Here is a 19,007-nt window from a genome sequence, read left to right on the forward strand (position 1 = left end):
GATATAATAAAAAATCAGTTAGAAAATAATAACAAAACTCTTGAGGTTGTCGAAAAACTACCGTACCGACCAATTGTTAATCTGTTGTTCGCTGCGGAATCGGACAGGCGATGCCGTGTCCGCTCCGATGCGTAGGGTCTGACCCCTAGGTCACAACATGATGTAACAATTGTCGGTACTGGGTTATCATTTTGACAATCTGAAAACTCTCTCTGGTCATTGCGAAATTAATGTACAACATTTTCGCAAACACCTGGAAATTTGATAGATGAGGAGGCAAAGCGGATGCTGACAACCTTTGTTCATACCGGTGATTTTCATTTAGGTCGCCCCTTTACCTTTTTACAACAGGGAAATTATTACGGAAAAAACAAAAGAAAAGAACTCTGGAAAGCTTTTGATGAGATGATTGCATACGTTAAAGAAGAAGCAGTGCCCCTTTTGCTGATTGCCGGAGATTTATTTGATAGTGTCAATGTTCTGACCATGGATATAAAAAGAGCAGCCGAAGGATTGGCCAGTCTTGAGAAAACCTGGGTGGTGATTATCACCGGTAACCACGATTACCACGGTGACAGCTCACCCTACAAAAAAGTTGAGTGGCCCAGAAATGTCTACATTTTTAAAGAAGATGTTTTCCGTTCGGTTTATATCAAAGAATTAAATACCGAAATTTATGGGATGTCTTGGGTGAAAAACGAGTACCGGGCCTTTCCTGAACGCTCCTTTAACAGCATTAAACTCAACGATACCCGCTATAACATCCTGATGGCTCATGGCGAAGTGACCAATCAAAGCCTTTATCTACCCATTGATTTAAGAATGATCGAGAAAAAAGGTTTTGATTATATTGCCCTGGGACATATTCACAAACCCGGCTTGACCCCTGGTGGCGTTGCTTATTGCGGGTCACCGGTACCCCTGAATTTTGGGGAAACAGGGGAACGGGGCTTTATTATTTCGCAGGTAAAAACGGATTATGAAAACCAGAGTTTTATTACCAGTAGCGGCTTTAATCCCATTGAATCGCGAAAATACGAAACCATTGACATTCAGATTGTTCCGGAAGATTCCTATCAGGATATTATCAACAAAGCAGTCAGTTGTGACAGCGAGAGTAACCGCCAGCAAAACTATTATCGGATTCGATTTACCGGTTACATCAATCCCGAGATTCAAATGGATTGGATCAACGATGATCTGGAAGACGCTTTTTATTACGTCGAAACAGACATGGTTAAACTGGAACCGGATATTGATCTGGAACTGCTGATCAAAGAAAATCTGAACAACCCGATCGGACAGCTTCTTACTGAATTGGGTAAAATAGCCGAACCGGAAGTCCGTAAAAAAGCGATTATTTATAGCATCGAAGCGATGATTAGCGAGGGGGTTTTGAAATGAGAATAAAAACCCTGACCATCAAAGCTTTTGGAAAATTCAAAGATCAGACCATTGACTTCAAACCGGGACTGAATCTGGTTTACGGTCGCAATGAGGCTGGCAAAACAACGGTTCAAACCTTTATCCAGGGGATGTTTTTCGGGTTTTATAAACCCTACCGAAAAAAGAAAACCTATAGCGAAGAATATGAAAAGTATATGCCCTGGAATCAATTCGATTACAGTGGTTCCCTGGTTTATGAGGTGGATGGCCGGGAAATTCGGCTGGAACGGAATTTTCTGCGATCCAAAGATTCCTTATTCATTTATGATAATACCACCGGGAAAATTATCAACGACCAGTTCAAGTACGATGGGGTAATAAGACAGCACCTGCCGCTGGGAAACCAGGGGATGACTGCCGTTATTTATAATAATACCGTCAATATGCGTCAAACGGCCCACGATAACGAAGCAGGCAGCCAGGATGAAGTCCGGGATTCCTACATCGAGATGCAAAATTCTAGCGGCATCGAGATTAATTTCAAAGGGATTGCCAGACGATTGGAAGAAAAGAAAAACGCAATTGGCCGTTCGGGTCAAAGCAAGTCAAGAATTGGGGCTGCCATTCGGGAGCGGGATGAGCTCCGGGAACTGTTAAAAGAGGCGGAAGCCGCCTACGCCAAGGTTGCCGAAAATCAGGAAAAAATCACCCGGAATCAGATGAAAATGAAGCGGATCGAAGCCGAAAACGACTTTCTCAGTCAGGAATCGGTGGTGAAACGAAAAAAGGAATTGTTGGCCTCCTATGAACGAATTAACAAGCTGGAAAAGGAAAACAACCGTTTATCAAAAATAATCAAAGAAGACCAGATTTATGAAGGCTATAACTATAAGACTCTCGAGGGCTTAAAAGCCATTTCCAACCAGGCTGAGCGCCTCAGCGATCAGATGGATTACATTGAAAAAGAAATGGCGGATGCCTCGGAACATCTAAAAACGATCCGGCAAAAAGAAGCGGCAAAACGCAGCTCGCTGGCCGGGCATACCTTAGAAGGCATCACCGAAGACTACGAACTGTTTAAAAAAGAAGAAACCGAAGTGGCCGAGGTGGATAAAAAAACCAATGTGGTCATCAACATCATTGCCACCCTAGTGACGCTTTTAGGAATGGGACTGGTGGGATTGGCCAATATGGGGATGATGGGAACCAGTCAGGGAATCGAAAATCTGTCCTTAACCGTTGGGGTAACCATGGCAATTGTCGGTGTTGTCGGCCTAAGCTACGGCATTTCGGCAACCCTTAAAAAGCGACGGATTTTAAAGGAAAAACAAATAATCCCGATTCAGGAAGAAATACTGGCCAAATACCAGTTAAAAGATGGACCCAGTTTTGACAGTTACTATAAAAAAGTAGTCAGAAATCAGAAAGAACTGGAGCAGCTGCAAAATGAAGGCGAATTGATTATTATTCAGCACTCCCGTCATCAGGCCGGTTATGAAGTGCTCTTTGAACAGCGACGGGGAATCATCCGGGATCTGGATCGGAAGCTGGCTGAATATCAGGTTAAAAACATTGCTGAATATGCTGAGCGCTGTGAAAAAGCGCAGCAATTGGAAGAACTCAAAATCCGTTTTAACGGGAACCTGGAACTACTGGAGAATCTGCTGGAAACCGTCAATGGCGGAAAAACAGAGGACGGACAGGCGGTTTGGCATAAAGCCTCCCCAAAATCGGAAGAACTCTTAAGTCTGGGCAAGGAAATTGCCAGACTGGAAGGTGAAAACAGTGCCCTTACCGATGGGATTGGTCTGCCGGTGGAAATAAAAGAGACCATTAAAACGCTGGATAGCCAGATTCAGGCCTTCGATACGGAAATCAGCGCCTGTAATGCAGCGCTTGAGATTATTTCGACAATCCAGAAAGATTGTCATCAGGACTCGGCTCCGGAGTTGAATAAGAATATTGGCGATATTCTCGATACCCTCACCCAGCATTATAAAGGGGTGAAAATTGATGATGCCATGAAGCTCAAAGTGATTGATCCCAAAGGTGGTGACTTCAGGGATGTTGACCAATTAAGTGCCGGAACCATGGATCAGGTTCATTTTGCCTTTCGCTATGGAATTAGCGAGCTGATCAGTCATGAAATGCCTTTTATTCTGGATGAACCGTTTGTGCGGTATGATAAACAGCGAAAAACCGAGGCGCTCAAGCTACTTGCAGAACTCAGCAGTAGCCGTCAGGTGATCCTCTTTACCTGTGACGAGGTTGAAGAAAACCTGCTCCGATCTTTAGGCGCAAGCTACCATAAAATTGTGTTATAAGTGCGGGATGGCCGCTACACTTTTGGGAAGATCGTCTCTTGAAACAGGGGCGATCAGCGGTTCTTCCTGTTTTACGAAGCCGCACGGGTGATAAATAAGTAGAAGTTGCCGAGCAAGCATCATTTCCCGATAAATATTAAAAAAAACAGGAAAGACCTTGCTAAATGAATAAGAAATCCTTTACAATACTAGTAATAACTAAAAAAGGAGAACATTCGATGAAATTAAGTCAGGTAAGAGACCTCCTCGATGCTGTTGTTTTATCTGGAGAGAGTCATCTGGAGGAAGAAGTTCACTCTGGTTTTGGCTGTGATCTGATGAGTGATGTGCTGTGTTTTGCCAGAGAGGATGCTATTCTGCTCACTGGTCTGGTCAACAAACAGGTGCTGAATACGGCTGATATGGCAAATATGAACAGCATTATTTTTGTGCGGGACAAAATGCCCAGTCAGGAAATGATTGACATGGCCAGAGAACGGAATCTCCTGGTTATGTCCACAAAATATATTCTTTTTGAATCTTGTGGCATTCTCTACTCAAACGGTCTCAAGGGAGCCCATCTTAGATGAGCTACGAACTCGTCTTTGATGTGAAACGGGGAGATTTTGACACCGCCGGCGAAGCCTCCCGGAAAATTAAACGAACCCTCCAGCAATTAGGGGTTGCCAACAAGGTGATCCGCAAGGTGTCCATTGCTGGCTATGAAGGGGAAATGAATCTGGCGATCCATTCATCGGGCGGAAGAATTGTTTTGCAGGTAGGTGAAGAGGAACTGGTTCTGACGATCGAGGATGTCGGACCGGGGATTGCCAATATTGACCTGGCGATGACGGCGGGTTGGTCAACTGCTGGCGATGAAGTCCGGCAAATGGGTTTTGGCGCCGGAATGGGTTTGCCCAATATGAAAAATAATGCCGACAGTTTTGAAATCTCCTCCAGGATTGGAGAGGGGACAAAAATTGTCATGAAATTTTTTGTCTAATCAGGAAGAAGGGGGGACATATGGAAAAATTACTGCATTCAGTATACCTTGATGAGGAAAAATGTCTGGGTTGCACGACCTGTCTGAGAAGCTGTCCCACTGGAGCCATCCGGGTTCGGGGGGGGAAGGCGACCATCAATGAGTCCAAATGCATTGACTGTGGTGAGTGTATTCGGATTTGTCCGCATCATGCCAAGCTGGCCAAAACCGATCCGCTTTCAAAAAAAGATAATTATCAATATACCGTGGCGATGGTGGCGCCCGCCATCATTGGTCAGTTTAAACCGAAATATTCCATTAGCCAGATTCTTTCGGCCGTAAAAGCCCTGGGCTTTGATGAGGTGGTGGAAGTGGCTTATGGTGCTGAAATTGTCGGCCAGGCCCTGAAGTATGAGTATCATGCCAAACGATATCCCAGACCGCTGATTTCTTCAGCCTGTCCGGCGGTTGTCAAGCTGATTCAGGTGCGCTTTCCTGAACTCACTGACAATATCTGCCGCTTGAAGTCTCCCATGGCGATAACCGCCAGACTGATCAGAAAGCGAATCAGGGAAGAAGGCATCCATAAAAATAGCGACGTCGGCGTTTTTTTTATTACCCCCTGCGCTGCCAAAGCCACCATGGTCAATAACCCGGCGGCCAGTGAGTACGATAAATATGACCTAATCGATGGTGCCATTGCCATTAAGGACATTTATAGTGATATCGCCCGGCTTATCGGCAAGTGCCCGCATCAGGAAGGCCTGCATAATACCACCCCAGAATCCTGTACCTGGGCTTTGTCTGGTGGTGAAAGTGACTACCTTAAAAATAAAAATGTTCTCCATGTCGATGGAATTCAAAATGTTATTAATGTTCTGGAAGAAATTGAATGCGGTAAACTCGATACCATCGAGTTTTTTGAAGGACTAGCCTGTATCGGCGGCTGCGTTGGCGGTTGTTTGACGGTGGAAAATAATTATGTGGCTAAAATGTACATTCAGGATCGGGCCAAAACCATGAAACAAACCTCCATTATCCACATGTCCGATGAATACGTGCGAAGTGTTTATAATTCCGGGATGATGCACATCAAAGAGCGAATTCTGCCGAGAAGTCCGGAACCTCTGGATCAGGATATCAATCGCGCCATCGAAAAAATGAAGCAAATCGAAATACTCGAAAGTAAACTCCCCGGTCTGGACTGTGGTTCCTGTGGCGCTCCGGGCTGTCGGGCTCTGGCAGAAGATATTGTCGCTGGAAAAGCCAAAGAAATCGATTGTGTATTTGTCTTAAAAGATCGGGTCCGGGATCTCTCAGTTTTAACCAATGAACTGTTGCAGGTCGAACATCCCACCGAAAAACCATTGATCAAAAAAGAAGAAATGTAGCGATAAAGGCATTGCAAACTGGGCTCAAAGCTCACGGCAGTATTGCAGTTCCCCAATTTAGTCAGATTAAAGGAGAAAAGGAATGAAGGTTAGTGCGTTATTAGAAAACAAAGAATTCAAGTGTCTTAATCCTCAGGTAGGGATTGAGGGGGTCATTAAAAGTGGCTATGTCGGTGACCTGCTCAGTTGGGTTATGGCCAATGCCGGTCATGGCTGTGCCTGGGTAACCATCCAGACGCATGTCAATATTATTGCCGTGGCATCGCTGCTGGAGATGAGTTGCGTGATTATTCCCGAAGGGGCTGAAGTTGAAGAAAGTACCCTGGAACGGGCCATCATCGAGGATATCCCGATTATTATTACCGGTCTTAATGCTTTTGAAGTCTGTAAAATTTTAGGAAACGCTGGCATATAAAATGGAAAAGGTAGCCATTGATCTGCACATCCACTCGGCATTATCCCCCTGTGGTGAAGCGGAGATGACCCCCAACAACATTGTCAATATGGCCCTGATTAAAGAACTGGATTTTATTGCCGTCACGGATCACAACACCGCCAAAAATTTACCTGCCATCATGGCAGTTGCCAAAGAACTGGCCAAAGAAACCGGAACAGGCCTTTGCATTCTGCCGGGTATTGAAGTGACAACCAAAGAAGAAGCCCATGTTCTGGCCTATCTGCCAACCTTGGAGGCGGCCATGAAACTGGATGCCATTGTTTATGACCATCTTCCGGATGTGAAAAATGAAAAAGCGCTGTTCGGCCCCCAAACGATCATGGATGCTGAGGATAATATTATTGGCGAAGTCGATAAATTGTTGATTTCAGCAACTGATATTGGGGTCAATCAGCTCTGGGATCTTGTTACGGACCTGGGCGGGGTGCTGGTACCAGCCCACATCGACCGAAAATCCTATAGTTTAATTTCATCGCTGGGATTTATTCCCCTGGAATTGGCAGTAAAGACCTGCGAAGTGTCAAAAAAAGAAACCTTCGAAAATGTCCGGAAAAACTTCCGTTTTTTTAAAGACTATCAGTTCATTCACGGTTCTGATGCCCATCAATTGGAAGACATTGCCGAGCGGGAATATTTTCTGGAACTACCGGATATGCAAAGGCAGACGCTGATCAATTATCTGGGATCAATTGATTAAGTCGTATGATACGGGTTCGATCATGCCTGACCGAGCGGTCAGACTCTGCGTATCGGAGCGAACAACAGATGAATAAGTGGTTTATACGGTAGTTAGCTGTGAACTTTACAGGTGTTTTTCGAAGCGCCTGTTTTTTTGTGCAAAATTATTACACTTATTTTGAAAAAAAAATAAATGGGTAGAATTTTTACTTCAAAAAACAAAAAAGTTAAAGGTTTTCATAAAAATCCGGGCCAAAAAGAGTGAAAAATTTATCTGTTATAAATATAACGAAATATTTCGTTCTGTGTTATAATGACTTCGTTAGAAAATATGCAATCACAAGCGTAAAGGTTTGCATGATTTAATTAGGAGGTTTGAAAATTGGCTGAATTAATACCAGTTGAAAATTTGGACGTAGTAAAGGCAATAGTCGCCGAGCACAGAGAAGTACCAGGTTGTTTAATGCAGATTCTGCAGGAAACCCAGGAAAAATACGGCTACTTACCACTTGAACTACAGGGAACCATCGCAGATGAGTTAGGAATTCCTCTGACTGAAGTCTACGGTGTGGCAACATTTTATTCACAATTTACACTTAAACCAAAAGGAAAATTCAAAATTGGTATCTGCTTAGGAACCGCTTGCTATGTAAGAGGCGCACAACCAATTATTGACAAGGTTAACAGCATTTTAGGAACACAGGTTGGTGATACAACTGAAGATGGAAAATGGTCAGTTGACGCAACCCGATGTGTTGGTGCCTGTGGTTTGGCTCCAGTAATGATGATTAACGAAGAAGTATTTGGACGTTTAACCGTAGATGAAATTCCAGCGATCCTTGAAAAATTTTAATTAGCTGTTATGAAAGAGTTGTCCCTTCACATTTTGGATATTACCCAAAATTCCATTAGAGCACAGGCAAAGCTTGTGAAACTGCTGATTATTGAGTCCACGGCAAATAATGAACTCACCATTATCATCACTGATGATGGGTGTGGCATACCGGCTGATCGACTTGAGAATATCACAGATCCGTTTGTAACGACCCGAACAACCAGAAAGGTTGGTCTGGGTTTATCTCTATTTAAAGCAGCAGCGGAAGCATGCGGCGGATACTTTGAGATAAGCTCGACCCTCGGTGTTGGCACAAAGGTGGTGGGAAGCTTCATGCGAGATCATATTGATCGTGTCCCGCTGGGGAATATGGCCGATACGGTACTCACCATGGTAATGTCTTTTGGAGAGACAGATCTTATTTATCAACACGACTTCAATAACCAACTATTTGTTTTTAATACACGAGAAATTAAAGACACTCTGGAAGTAGAATCGTTAAACGAACCAGCGATACTAAACTGGATTCGGGAATTCGTTTCAGAAGGTCTTGAAGAAATTATGGAGGAATAAATTTATGGCAAAGTCCTTAGCAGAACTAAAAGCGATTCGTGAAAAAAAATTGAACGAAATCAATTTAAGACACGGCAAGAATGGATATCGCGTCGTAGTAGGAATGGCAACCTGTGGTATCGCAGCAGGCGCTCGACCCGTTATGGTTAAACTGATGGAAGAAGTAGATGCAAAAGGTTTGGTCGATGTTACTGTTGCCCAAACAGGTTGTATCGGATCATGTCGATTAGAACCAATTGTTGAAGTTTACGATGCTAACAATGAAAAAGTAACCTATGTGCATATGACACCGGAAAAGGTTGCTAAAGTTGTAGCAGAACACTTGGCTCAAGGCAAAGTTGTCGATGAATACACCATGACTGTGGTTGATGGTAAAGTCATTGATCCAACGGTTAAGGGTTAATTGAGGAGGAGAAGAGCAGATGGCATATAAACGTTCGCAGGTACTGATTTGTGGTGGTACAGGATGTACATCCTCAGGATCCATGACATTAGTAAAAGAATTAAAAAAAGAATTAGTCAAACACGATATCCTGGATGAAGTAGAAGTTGTTGCAACCGGTTGTTTTGGTTTGTGTGAACTGGGACCAGTTGTTATTGTATACCCAGAAGGAACATTCTACAGCCGAGTTGAAGCTGCTGATATTCCTGAACTGGTTGAAGAACACCTGGTCAAAGGTCGTCCATTGGATCGTTTGATCTACACCGAAAAAGGTGATGGTCATCACCCACTGTCAATCAATGAACTGGGCTTCTTCAAAACCCAAAAACGTATTGCTTTGGCAAACTGTGGTGTTATCAATCCTGAAAACATTGACGAATATATCGCATTTGATGGTTACCTGGCGCTTGAAAAAGTGTTGTTAACCATGACACCAGTCGATGTAATTAACGAAGTTAAAGCGTCCGGTCTTCGTGGTCGTGGGGGCGGAGGATTCCCAACTGGTCTTAAATGGCAGTTTGCTCACGATGCTGTATCCGAAGATGGCGTAAAATTTGTAGCATGTAACGCCGATGAAGGAGACCCTGGTGCATTCATGGATCGATCTGTACTTGAAGGTGACCCGCATGCACTGATCGAAGCCATGGCGATTGCCGGTTTTGCTGTAGGTGCTTCTAAAGGTTATGTTTATGTTCGAGCTGAATATCCAATCGCTGTTAACCGTCTGCAGATCGCTATTGATCAGGCCAAAGAATATGGTTTGCTGGGAGAAAATATCTTTGATACCGATTTCTCCTTCGACCTGGAAATTCGTTTAGGCGCCGGCGCATTTGTCTGTGGTGAAGAAACAGCACTTATGAACTCAATCGAAGGTAAACGTGGTGAACCGCGTCCACGTCCACCATTCCCAGCTAACAAAGGTTTGTTTGGTAAACCAACCGTATTAAATAACGTAGAAACTTATGCAAATATTCCAGCGATTATCTTAAAAGGCGCAGAATGGTTTGCATCAGTAGGAACCGAAAAATCTAAAGGAACAAAAGTATTCGCACTTGGTGGAAAAATCAACAACACCGGTCTGCTTGAAATTCCAATGGGTACAACCCTCCGAGAAATCGTCTTTGATATCGGTGGTGGGATTCCCAATGGTAAAGCGTTCAAAGCTGCCCAAACTGGTGGACCATCAGGCGGATGTATTCCAGCTTCTTTATTAGATACAGAAATCGATTATGATAACCTGATTGCCATCGGCTCCATGATGGGTTCTGGTGGACTCATCGTAATGGACGAAGACAACTGTATGGTTGACGTTGCCCGTTTCTTCCTTGACTTTACTCAGGACGAATCCTGTGGTAAGTGTCCTCCTTGCCGTATTGGTACCAAAAGAATGCTTGAAATTCTGGAACGAATCTGCGATGGTAAAGGGATTGAAGGCGATATCGAACGGTTGGAAGAACTGGCTGTCGGTATCAAAGCATCAGCACTTTGTGGATTGGGACAAACTGCACCAAACCCTGTTCTGTCTACCATCCGTTATTTCCGTGATGAATACGAAGCACATATCAATGATAAAAAATGTCCCGCTGGCGTATGTAAACATCTGTTAGACTTCACAATCAATCCTGATACCTGTAAAGGTTGCGGAATCTGTGCCAAGAAATGTCCAGCCGATGCGATCACCGGTGAAAAGAAAAAACCATATACCATCGATACAGCAAAATGTATTAAATGTGGTGCCTGTATTGAAGCCTGTCCATTTGGCTCCATTTCCAAGGGTTGATTTAGGAGGTCACAAAAACAATGAAAGATGTAACATTTAAAATAAACGGTCAGGAAATGACTGTTCCCGAAGGAACAACCATTTTAGAAGCAGCCAGAATGAGCAATATCGATATCCCAACACTTTGTTACCTGAAAGATGTTAACGAAATTGGGGCTTGTCGTATGTGTCTGGTTGAAATCGCTGGAGCACGAGCACTGCAAGCAGCATGTGTTTATCCAGTTGCCAACGGCATCGAAGTACTTACCAACTCCCCAGCCGTTCGAAAAGCACGACGCGTAAACCTTGAGTTAATTCTGTCAAACCACAACCGTGAATGTACCACCTGTGTTCGTAGCGAAAACTGTGAACTGCAGACACTGGCAACCGACCTGGGTGTTTCTGAAATTCCTTTCGAAGGCGAAAAATCAGGTAAACTGATCGACGATTTATCAACATCTGTTGTCCGTGACGAAAGCAAATGTATTCTTTGTAAGCGATGTGTATCCGTTTGTACCAACGTCCAAAGCGTTGCCGTACTGGGCACCGTTGGTCGAGGCTTTACCTCACAGGTACAACCAGTATTTGACAAATCGTTAGCTGAAGTTGGTTGCATCAACTGTGGACAATGTATCATCAACTGTCCAGTTGGCGCATTAAAAGAAAAATCAAATATCCAACAAGTTTGGGATGCCATTGCTGATCCGACCAAAACTGTTATCGTTCAAACCGCTCCAGCTGTTCGTGCTGGTTTAGGTGAAGACTTTGGCTACCCAATGGGAACATCAGTAACCGGTAAAATGGCAGCTGCCTTACGAAGACTGGGCTTTGACAAAGTATTCGATACCGATTTCGGTGCTGATGTATGTATCATGGAAGAAGGAACAGAACTGATTGGTCGTGTGACCAACGGTGGTGTTCTGCCAATGATCACATCCTGTTCACCAGGTTGGATTAAATTTATCGAAACCTATTATCCAGAAGCGATTCCACATCTGTCCAGCTGTAAATCACCACAAAATATCACCGGTGCTTTACTCAAAAACCACTATGCGCAAGCTAATGGAATTGATCCTAAAGATATGGTTGTTGTTTCAATCATGCCTTGTACTGCTAAAAAATATGAAGTACAACGAGAAGAATTATGTACCGACGGTAATGCCGATGTTGATATCTCCATCACCACTCGGGAACTGGCACGTATGATCAAAGAAGCTCGCATCCTGTTTGACAAATTACCAGATGAAGACTTTGATGATTACTATGGTGAATCCACAGGGGCTGCTGTTATCTTCGGCGCTACCGGTGGTGTTATGGAAGCGGCTGTCAGAACAGTTGCCGACGTACTGAACAAAAAAGACATTCAGGAAATTGAATATCATGTTGTTCGTGGTACCGATGGTATCAAACAAGCCAGTGTTGATGTAACCCCAGACCTGAAAGTCAACCTGTTAGTAGCTCATGGTGGATCAAACATCCGTGAGGTCATGGAAATGCTTAAAGCTGGTAAATTGGCTGATACCCACTTCATCGAGCTGATGGCTTGCCCAGGCGGCTGTGTCAACGGTGGTGGACAACCCATCGTATCTGCTAAAGATAAAATGGACGTCGACATTCGTGTTGAACGAGCAAAAGCTCTGTATGACGAAGATGCCAATGTATTAACCTACCGAAAATCTCACCAGAATCCTTCTGTCATCCGACTGTACGAAGAATACCTGGAAGAGCCAAACAGCCACAAAGCGCACCATATTTTACATACAAAATACTCAGCTAAACCAAAATTGGTTTAATTGCAGTTCGATAAACGAAAAACTCCTTAAACGAAAAAAAGGCCCAATAATGGGTCTTTTTTTGTGTTATAATAAACCAATAGAGTATCGAACAAAAGTAAGCACAGGGGGACGGTTTTTCTTGTGTCAACAATTCGATTAAGAACAATCGGACACAAAAGAACCGTCCCCCTGTGCGGAAAAACAAAACAGGAGCAAAGCATGGAAAGCATTAAGGGTACGGTGGAGCACATCGTTTTTAGAAACAGCAGCAACGGTTATACCGTCGCCCATTTTGATATCGAAGGCGATCTGGTCACCGTTGTCGGGAATTTTGACGAACTGAATCATGGCGAATACTTAAAACTCACTGGTTACTGGACTGAACATAAAAATTACGGTGATCAGTTTACTATGGAAACCTATACCATGGAAATTCCCACCTCCACCGAAGGCATTACCCGCTATCTGTCGTCGGGTATTCTGCCCGGCATTGGCGAAAAAACCGCCAAAGCGATTGTTGCCCGATTTGGTGAAGAAACCCTGGAGATCTTGGACAATGATCCCCAGCGGTTGTCCGAAATAAAAGGCATTGGCAAGAAAACTCTGGCTGCCATCAAAGAAGTCTACCACGAACAACGGGAAGTCCGGCAGATTATGATTCAAATTCAGGACTACGGCATCTCGGCCAACTGGGCGATGAAGCTTTATAAAACCTACAAATTTGACACCATCTCGGTGCTGCTTGATAACCCCTACCAGATGATCGATGATATTCGGGGGATTGGTTTTAAAATTGCCGACCAGATTGCCAACCACCTCGGTTTTGAAGCCAACAGCCCCGGTCGGATTCTGGCCGGCATCAACTATTCACTGGGGGAATGCTACAACCGGGGCAACACCTATATGACTGAAACCGAGCTGATAGAGACCAGTTCTCGAATCCTTGGTGTCGCTGAAGACGAGATTAACGCTCAATTAGGTGAACTGGTGCTGATGGGGCGCATCATTCAGGAGGAGATCGCCGACCAGCGGGTTTATTATCCCCGGAATCTATTTGAAGCTGAGGACAATGCAGCCCTGGCCATGGCCAGAATCAGTCAGATGACCTATAAAATAGCGAATGTCAACATTACGGCCAAAATCAGAAACTACGAGCAGGATATGTCGATCACTCTGGATGATAAGCAGCGGGAAGCCATTGCTGCCGCCATGGATAATGGGGTTATTGTCATTACTGGCGGACCTGGTACCGGTAAAACAACCATTATCAACGGGATTGTCCGGATTTTTAAGGATCTGGGTCTTAAAACCGTGCTGGCCGCCCCCACCGGCCGGGCGGCCAAGCGGATTACCGAAACCACCGGTAACGAAGCCAAAACCATCCACCGCCTGCTGGAATATGAATACAGTCAGGATGATGACTTTCCCAGTTTCAGCAAGGATGAAAGTAACCCCCTTGATGTCGATGCCATTATCGTTGATGAATCCTCGATGATTGATATTCTCCTGATGGACAGTTTGCTGATGGCCATCCAGCCGGGCACCCGGCTGATCATGGTTGGCGATGCCGACCAGCTGCCCTCGGTGGGGCCGGGAAATGTTTTAAAAGATATCATTGAAAGCGGGGCGGTCAAGGTATTAAGCCTTGACCGGATCTACCGCCAGTCGGAAGAAAGTATGATCTCGGTCAATGCCTACGAGATTAACCATGGCCGGATTCCAGATGTCAACAATGATTCGGATTTTTTATTTCTTAACAAAAACGACAGTGACAAACTGCTCCGGGATATTCTTGAGCTGGTTACCAATCGATTGCCAATGGCCAAAGGCTTTGACAGCATCAGTGACATCCAGGTGATCTCACCGATGAAAAACGGTAAGGTCGGGGTCATCAATTTAAACCGGGAACTCCAGGCGGTGCTCAATCCACCCCGGGAGAACCGGGTGCAGCGGGAATTCGGAATGGTGATTTACCGGGAAGGGGATAAGGTCATGCAGATCAAGAACAACTACCGGATCAAGTGGGAAGACACCCTGTCGCTGGAACAGGGCGAAGGGATTTATAATGGTGATATCGGGATTTTAGAAAGCATCAGTAACCGGGAAAAATCCTTTGCCATTCTGTTTAATGACGGCAAGCGGGTCACCTATGACTTTGACCAGATGGACGAAATCACCCACGCCTACGCCATGACCGTCCATAAAAGTCAGGGCAGTGAGTTCCCGGTGGTGGTCATGCCGATCGTCGGCGGGCCGCCCCTCTTTTTAAATCGCAAACTGCTCTATACGGCCGTCACCCGGGCCAAAAAGCTGTTGATTTTGATGGGCAACCAGTACGTTTTCCGGCAAATGATCAAATCCGGCGAATCCCAGGATCGCCAGACTGCCCTCCGGGATCGCATCATCACCTATATCAGACACCCGATGAGATAGGGCGTGACCTGGGGACGTTACGCCTGTCAGCCCATCGGGATGAAAGACGAAATGTCCCCATGTCATGCCCGGGCCGGGCAGTCTGTTAATCAGAATCAAAGGCAAAGTACCCCCATGAATGCGAAAAGAGGTAACCATGAACCTGAAACAAACCCTCCTGACCTTTCTTGAGAACAACCTTTTTCTCAAAAATGGCACCTGCCCCATCTGCGGCCGGGTACTTTTTATTACCGACCGGTTTTTGTGCCATCAATGTGAGGATGATCTTCCGGTCATCAGCAATCCGACCTGCAGTCAGTGTGGTCGGCCAATTTTTCGTCACCAGCGAAAGGAGTGCAGCCCCTGTGCCAAACTCAATCTGCCTTTTGCCGGTGGTTATGCCCATCTAAGTTATGAGGACTCCGCTAAAAGATTGGTGCAGGCCATTAAATTTAAAGACCGGCCCCATTTGGGTATCTGGATGGGCACCCACATGGGGGCTGCTATTGCCCAATCCCAATGGGTTAACCGTGTGGATCTGATTATTCCGGTGCCCCTGCATCCCAACCGCTTGACCGAGCGGGGCTATAACCAGAGTGAAAAGATTGCCCGGGGTATTTATGACGGTTTAGCTAAAAAAAATTCAAATGCTCCGGAATTGGCCCCGGAAGTCCTGATCCGCAGCCGGGATACGCCTCATCAGCTTGGCCAGGGCCGGGAAGAGCGGCTCCACAATCTGACCGGGGCATTCACTGTCGAACAGATTAACACCATCCAGAATAAAACCATCCTGCTGGTGGATGATGTCCTCACGACCGGGGCGACCCTGGCAGAAACCAGTGCCACCCTTCTGGAAGCTGGTGCCGCCCAGGTTTATATCGCAACCCTTTGCGCCGTTGCCGAGTAGCCCAGATAAAAGATTCTTAAAAAGACCCGCAAAGGGCCTTTTTTTGTGGCGAAGCCACGTAAATAATGGTATGATGGATTAATAGAAGCAAAAAAGTAGGATAAGCACTGGGGGACGGTTTTTCTTGTGCTTTCCTAATTACTTGATAAAAAGTGCACAAAAGAACCGTCCTCCTGTGCGATAAAATCGAAGCATCAAGAGGTAGGAATAATTATATGAAGAATACCATCAAAAAACTGCAAGCCGTCATGGCGATCGAAAATATAAAAGAAAATGAACCGATGAAAGACCATACCTCCTTTAAGGTTGGGGGTCCGGCAGACCTTTTTTTAATGCCCCAGACCCGAAAAGAACTGCAACAGGTACTGGAAATCTGCAAAGAAGCCGAAAAACCCCTCTATATTATGGGTAACGGCAGCAACCTGATCGTCCGGGATAAAGGCTATCGTGGCATTATCATCAATACCAAAGCCCTTAATCAGGTTGAAATAATAGGAACAACCCTGATTGCCGAACCGGGGATCAGCCTCAAAGATCTGGCCAATATTGCGCTGAAAGAAAACCTCACCGGTCTGGAATTTGCTTCCGGCATTCCCGGCAGTCTGGGCGGTGCCGTCACCATGAATGCCGGTGCCTATGACGGCGAAATGAAGGCAGTGATTAAAAGCATTACGGTGATTAAAGAAGATGGTACCGAAAAAACCATTCCTGCCGAACAGTGCCAGTTTGGTTACCGATCCAGTATCCTGCAACAGCACGGCTGGATTCTGATTCGTGTCGAGCTGGGTCTAAAACACGGCGACTGCCAGGCCATCGAAGCAAAAATGCTTAACTTAAACACCCAAAGACAGACCAAGCAACCGCTGGAATACCCCAGCGCCGGCAGCACCTTCCGCCGACCGGAAGGCTATTATGCCGGTAAACTGGTGCAGGATGCCGGTTTTAAAGGCTATGCCATCGGCGGGGCCCAGGTCTCCGAAAAACATAGCGGCTTTGTTATCAATAAAGGCGGTGCCACTGCTGCTGATATTCTAAACCTCATCGGTACGATTCAGTCAGCCGTTAAAGAAAAATTTGACGTCGACCTGAAGACCGAAGTCATCGTCATCGGAAACGACTAGGCTAGGATGAGAAAAGGAGACGTGACGCCTGTGATAGGGTATGACTTGGGGACGTTACGCCTGTCAGCCCAGCAGGATGAAAGGCGAAATGTCCCCATGTCATGACCGAGCCACGTTGTAGTGATGACAAATAGAATAGCTCACGGCAGTTTTGCAATTAACCTATCTCAATAATATGTAAGGAAATCTCATGAAAATAACCCATGATATGCACACCCATACAACCTATAGCCATGGTAAAAATACCATTGCCGAAATGGTGGCTCAAGCCCGCAAAATTGGCCTTACGGCCATCACCATTTCCGACCATGGCCGCAGCCATCCTGTTTTTGGGGTGCGAAAAAAGAATTTTGCCAAAATGCGGGCCGAGATCGATGCTCTTAATCAAAAATACGACGATATTGACATCTACCTTTCGGTGGAATCCAACATCATCGGCGCCAACGGCGACATAGATATTAAAGAGGAAGAAAAAAAATATTGCGACTGGATCTCAGCTGGCTACCACTACGGCTATTTCCCGGCCAGTATCAAAGATATCTTTGTTTTTGCCCTTCCCAACTATGCGGCCCGGGTGCTGCCTTTTTTAAGAAAAGCGGTGGTGGAGATGAACACCCGAACCTATATCAAAATGATGGAACGCTATGACATCAAGCTGATTACCCATCCCGGCGATAAAATGCCTATCAACATCGAAGCGGTTGCCAAAGCCGCCGCCGAACACGGTGTGATCCTGGAAATTAACCCCAGACATAATCATTTAAACGCCGAAGAAATAAAAATCGCCATGAAATACCCAGTCAGCTTTGCCATCAATAGCGACGCCCATAGTATCGCTGCGCTGGGTGATATGCGGGCCGCCCCGGAGGTTGTCAAAGCCGCCGGCATCCCCATTACCCGCATCGTCAACATCACCGACTAGGTAGGATGTGAAAAGGGGACGTTACACCTGTCAGCCCAGCGGGATGACAGGCGAAATGTCCCCTTTTCACATCCGGGCAGTGCTGTAGTTTGCAAAGGCGAAATGTCCCCATGTCATGGCCGGGAGTCACAGTAATTCAAAAAAAGGAGTAACCCATGAAAACCATCATCATCACCGGTATGTCTGGCGCCGGAAAATCCCAGGCTATCCAAATCCTCGAGGATCTGGGTTATTTCTGTGTTGATAACATTCCCCCGCAGCTGATTGTGACTTTCATCAATCTCTGTCAGCAATCGGCCACCGAAATTGAAAAGATCGCCCTGGTCACCGATGTCCGGGGAGATGTTTTCCTGGAGGGAAAAGACACTCCCCTGGCTGAATACAAGGCCACCCGGGAGGATCTGACCCTGATCTTTTTAGATGCCCGGGACGAGGTACTGGTATCCCGGTATCAGGAAACCCGGCGTAATCATCCCCTGACCCATTTTGCCAGTAACCTCATCGAAGCGATTCAGGCGGAACGAAAAAGCCTGGAGCATTTTAGAGAAATTGCCGACGAAGTTATCGATACTTCAGACATTAAGGTCAGAGAGCTTAAAGAACAACTGATAAAGCTGGTTGAACTTGATCGGGATCAGTCCAAACCAAAGGTGAAAATTTATTCCTTCGGTTTTAAATATGCCAGTCCCATGGGGGCCGATTTTGTTTTTGATGTCCGTTTTCTGCCCAATCCCTTCTATAAACAGGAACTTAGAAATCTAACCGGCGAAGATCAGGCCGTCAGAGACTATGTCATGTCTTTTCGCGAAGCCGAGGTCTTTTATCAGAAATTGTGGGATCTGATTGAATTCGTCATTCCCCAATTTGCCAAGGTTTCCAAAAATACGGTGGAGATTGCCATCGGCTGTACCGGCGGCCAGCATCGCTCGGTCACCTTTGCCTGTCTACTCAACAAAGCCCTCAAAGAAAAAGGCTATGAAACGACCCTCAAACACCGGGACATCAAAAGAAACCGCCTGGACCACTAGGTTAGGGCATGACTTGGGGACTGGTAGGATGAGAAA

General features: G+C 45.6%; 17 protein-coding genes. All 17 read left to right on the forward strand.

Features of this window, described 5'->3' with window-relative positions; all coding sequences use genetic code 11:
* Positions 1–285: 285 nt before the first annotated feature.
* The 17 genes from BI182_RS15255 to rapZ all read left to right on the forward strand — a co-directional run bounded on the left by BI182_RS15255 (position 286) and on the right by rapZ (position 18,971).
* Entirely contained in the window at positions 286–1,404 is a 1,119-nt protein-coding gene (locus BI182_RS15255) for a metallophosphoesterase family protein (protein WP_286809130.1), read from the forward strand.
* Positions 1,401–3,710 (forward strand): ATP-binding protein, encoded by a 2,310-nt coding sequence (locus tag BI182_RS15260; protein ID WP_286809132.1) that lies wholly within the window; start codon positions 1,401–1,403, stop codon positions 3,708–3,710. Before BI182_RS15255 ends, BI182_RS15260 begins: the two co-directional genes overlap by 4 nt.
* 218 nt (positions 3,711–3,928) lie before the next feature.
* Positions 3,929–4,279: a hypothetical protein gene (locus BI182_RS15265; RefSeq protein WP_286809133.1), complete on the forward strand. Its 351-nt coding sequence runs from the start codon at positions 3,929–3,931 to the stop codon at positions 4,277–4,279.
* Entirely contained in the window at positions 4,276–4,692 is a 417-nt protein-coding gene (locus BI182_RS15270; RefSeq protein ID WP_148637357.1) for an ATP-binding protein, read from the forward strand. Before BI182_RS15265 ends, BI182_RS15270 begins: the two co-directional genes overlap by 4 nt.
* Positions 4,693–4,712: 20 nt before the next feature.
* Complete coding sequence (locus BI182_RS15275; RefSeq protein ID WP_070370036.1) at positions 4,713–6,062, forward strand: [Fe-Fe] hydrogenase large subunit C-terminal domain-containing protein; 1,350 nt, start codon at positions 4,713–4,715, stop codon at positions 6,060–6,062.
* An 82-nt stretch (positions 6,063–6,144) separates the two neighbouring features.
* Positions 6,145–6,477 carry an AraC family transcriptional regulator gene (locus BI182_RS15280; RefSeq protein WP_070370037.1) on the forward strand — a complete coding sequence of 111 codons (333 nt, stop codon included), beginning with the start codon at positions 6,145–6,147 and terminating at the stop codon, positions 6,475–6,477.
* Position 6,478: 1 nt separating this feature from the next.
* Complete coding sequence (locus BI182_RS15285) at positions 6,479–7,216, forward strand: PHP domain-containing protein (protein WP_286809135.1); 738 nt, start codon at positions 6,479–6,481, stop codon at positions 7,214–7,216.
* 363 nt (positions 7,217–7,579) lie between these two features.
* Positions 7,580–8,050: an NADH-quinone oxidoreductase subunit NuoE family protein gene (locus tag BI182_RS15290; RefSeq protein WP_070370039.1), complete on the forward strand. Its 471-nt coding sequence runs from the start codon at positions 7,580–7,582 to the stop codon at positions 8,048–8,050.
* Between the two features lie 9 nt (positions 8,051–8,059).
* On the forward strand, positions 8,060–8,605 hold the full coding sequence (locus BI182_RS15295) for an ATP-binding protein (protein ID WP_286809136.1): 546 nt from the start codon (positions 8,060–8,062) through the stop codon (positions 8,603–8,605).
* A 4-nt stretch (positions 8,606–8,609) separates the two neighbouring features.
* On the forward strand, positions 8,610–9,008 hold the full coding sequence (locus BI182_RS15300) for a (2Fe-2S) ferredoxin domain-containing protein (protein ID WP_070370041.1): 399 nt from the start codon (positions 8,610–8,612) through the stop codon (positions 9,006–9,008).
* A 19-nt stretch (positions 9,009–9,027) separates the two neighbouring features.
* Positions 9,028–10,827 (forward strand): NADH-quinone oxidoreductase subunit NuoF, encoded by a 1,800-nt coding sequence (gene nuoF, locus BI182_RS15305; RefSeq protein ID WP_070370042.1) that lies wholly within the window; start codon positions 9,028–9,030, stop codon positions 10,825–10,827.
* A 20-nt stretch (positions 10,828–10,847) separates the two neighbouring features.
* Positions 10,848–12,599, forward strand: coding sequence for an NADH-dependent [FeFe] hydrogenase, group A6 (locus BI182_RS15310; protein ID WP_070370043.1), 1,752 nt, complete (start codon positions 10,848–10,850; stop codon positions 12,597–12,599).
* A gap of 201 nt (positions 12,600–12,800) precedes the next feature.
* A complete protein-coding gene (recD2, locus tag BI182_RS15315; RefSeq protein WP_286809140.1) occupies positions 12,801–15,014 on the forward strand; it encodes an SF1B family DNA helicase RecD2 in 2,214 nt (737 codons plus the stop codon).
* 136 nt (positions 15,015–15,150) lie between these two features.
* Positions 15,151–15,900 carry a ComFC family protein gene (locus tag BI182_RS15320; RefSeq protein ID WP_286809142.1) on the forward strand — a complete coding sequence of 250 codons (750 nt, stop codon included), beginning with the start codon at positions 15,151–15,153 and terminating at the stop codon, positions 15,898–15,900.
* Positions 15,901–16,115: 215 nt separating this feature from the next.
* Entirely contained in the window at positions 16,116–17,021 is a 906-nt protein-coding gene (murB, locus tag BI182_RS15325) for a UDP-N-acetylmuramate dehydrogenase (RefSeq protein ID WP_286809144.1), read from the forward strand.
* A gap of 190 nt (positions 17,022–17,211) precedes the next feature.
* Positions 17,212–17,943 carry a PHP domain-containing protein gene (locus BI182_RS15330; protein ID WP_228881527.1) on the forward strand — a complete coding sequence of 244 codons (732 nt, stop codon included), beginning with the start codon at positions 17,212–17,214 and terminating at the stop codon, positions 17,941–17,943.
* A gap of 155 nt (positions 17,944–18,098) precedes the next feature.
* Positions 18,099–18,971 carry an RNase adapter RapZ gene (gene rapZ / locus BI182_RS15335; RefSeq protein ID WP_228881529.1) on the forward strand — a complete coding sequence of 291 codons (873 nt, stop codon included), beginning with the start codon at positions 18,099–18,101 and terminating at the stop codon, positions 18,969–18,971.
* The last annotated feature ends 36 nt before the right edge of the window (positions 18,972–19,007 follow it).

Origin of the sequence: Acetobacterium sp. MES1 (assembly GCF_002237635.1) — a bacterium.
In the GTDB taxonomy this organism is placed as follows: Bacteria; Bacillota; Clostridia; order Eubacteriales; family Eubacteriaceae; genus Acetobacterium; species Acetobacterium wieringae.

Coding starts and splice junctions, on each gene's coding strand:
- BI182_RS15310 (WP_070370043.1), top strand. CDS start 10,848: ATGAAAGATGTAACATTTAAAATAAACGGTCAGGAAATGACTGTTCCC.
- BI182_RS15270 (WP_148637357.1), top strand. CDS start 4,276: ATGAGCTACGAACTCGTCTTTGATGTGAAACGGGGAGATTTTGACACC.
- BI182_RS15295 (WP_286809136.1), top strand. CDS start 8,060: ATGAAAGAGTTGTCCCTTCACATTTTGGATATTACCCAAAATTCCATT.
- BI182_RS15260 (WP_286809132.1), top strand. CDS start 1,401: ATGAGAATAAAAACCCTGACCATCAAAGCTTTTGGAAAATTCAAAGAT.
- BI182_RS15275 (WP_070370036.1), top strand. CDS start 4,713: ATGGAAAAATTACTGCATTCAGTATACCTTGATGAGGAAAAATGTCTG.
- BI182_RS15320 (WP_286809142.1), top strand. CDS start 15,151: ATGAACCTGAAACAAACCCTCCTGACCTTTCTTGAGAACAACCTTTTT.
- BI182_RS15255 (WP_286809130.1), top strand. CDS start 286: ATGCTGACAACCTTTGTTCATACCGGTGATTTTCATTTAGGTCGCCCC.
- BI182_RS15285 (WP_286809135.1), top strand. CDS start 6,479: ATGGAAAAGGTAGCCATTGATCTGCACATCCACTCGGCATTATCCCCC.
- recD2 (WP_286809140.1), top strand. CDS start 12,801: ATGGAAAGCATTAAGGGTACGGTGGAGCACATCGTTTTTAGAAACAGC.
- BI182_RS15265 (WP_286809133.1), top strand. CDS start 3,929: ATGAAATTAAGTCAGGTAAGAGACCTCCTCGATGCTGTTGTTTTATCT.
- BI182_RS15330 (WP_228881527.1), top strand. CDS start 17,212: ATGAAAATAACCCATGATATGCACACCCATACAACCTATAGCCATGGT.
- murB (WP_286809144.1), top strand. CDS start 16,116: ATGAAGAATACCATCAAAAAACTGCAAGCCGTCATGGCGATCGAAAAT.
- BI182_RS15280 (WP_070370037.1), top strand. CDS start 6,145: ATGAAGGTTAGTGCGTTATTAGAAAACAAAGAATTCAAGTGTCTTAAT.
- rapZ (WP_228881529.1), top strand. CDS start 18,099: ATGAAAACCATCATCATCACCGGTATGTCTGGCGCCGGAAAATCCCAG.
- nuoF (WP_070370042.1), top strand. CDS start 9,028: ATGGCATATAAACGTTCGCAGGTACTGATTTGTGGTGGTACAGGATGT.
- BI182_RS15300 (WP_070370041.1), top strand. CDS start 8,610: ATGGCAAAGTCCTTAGCAGAACTAAAAGCGATTCGTGAAAAAAAATTG.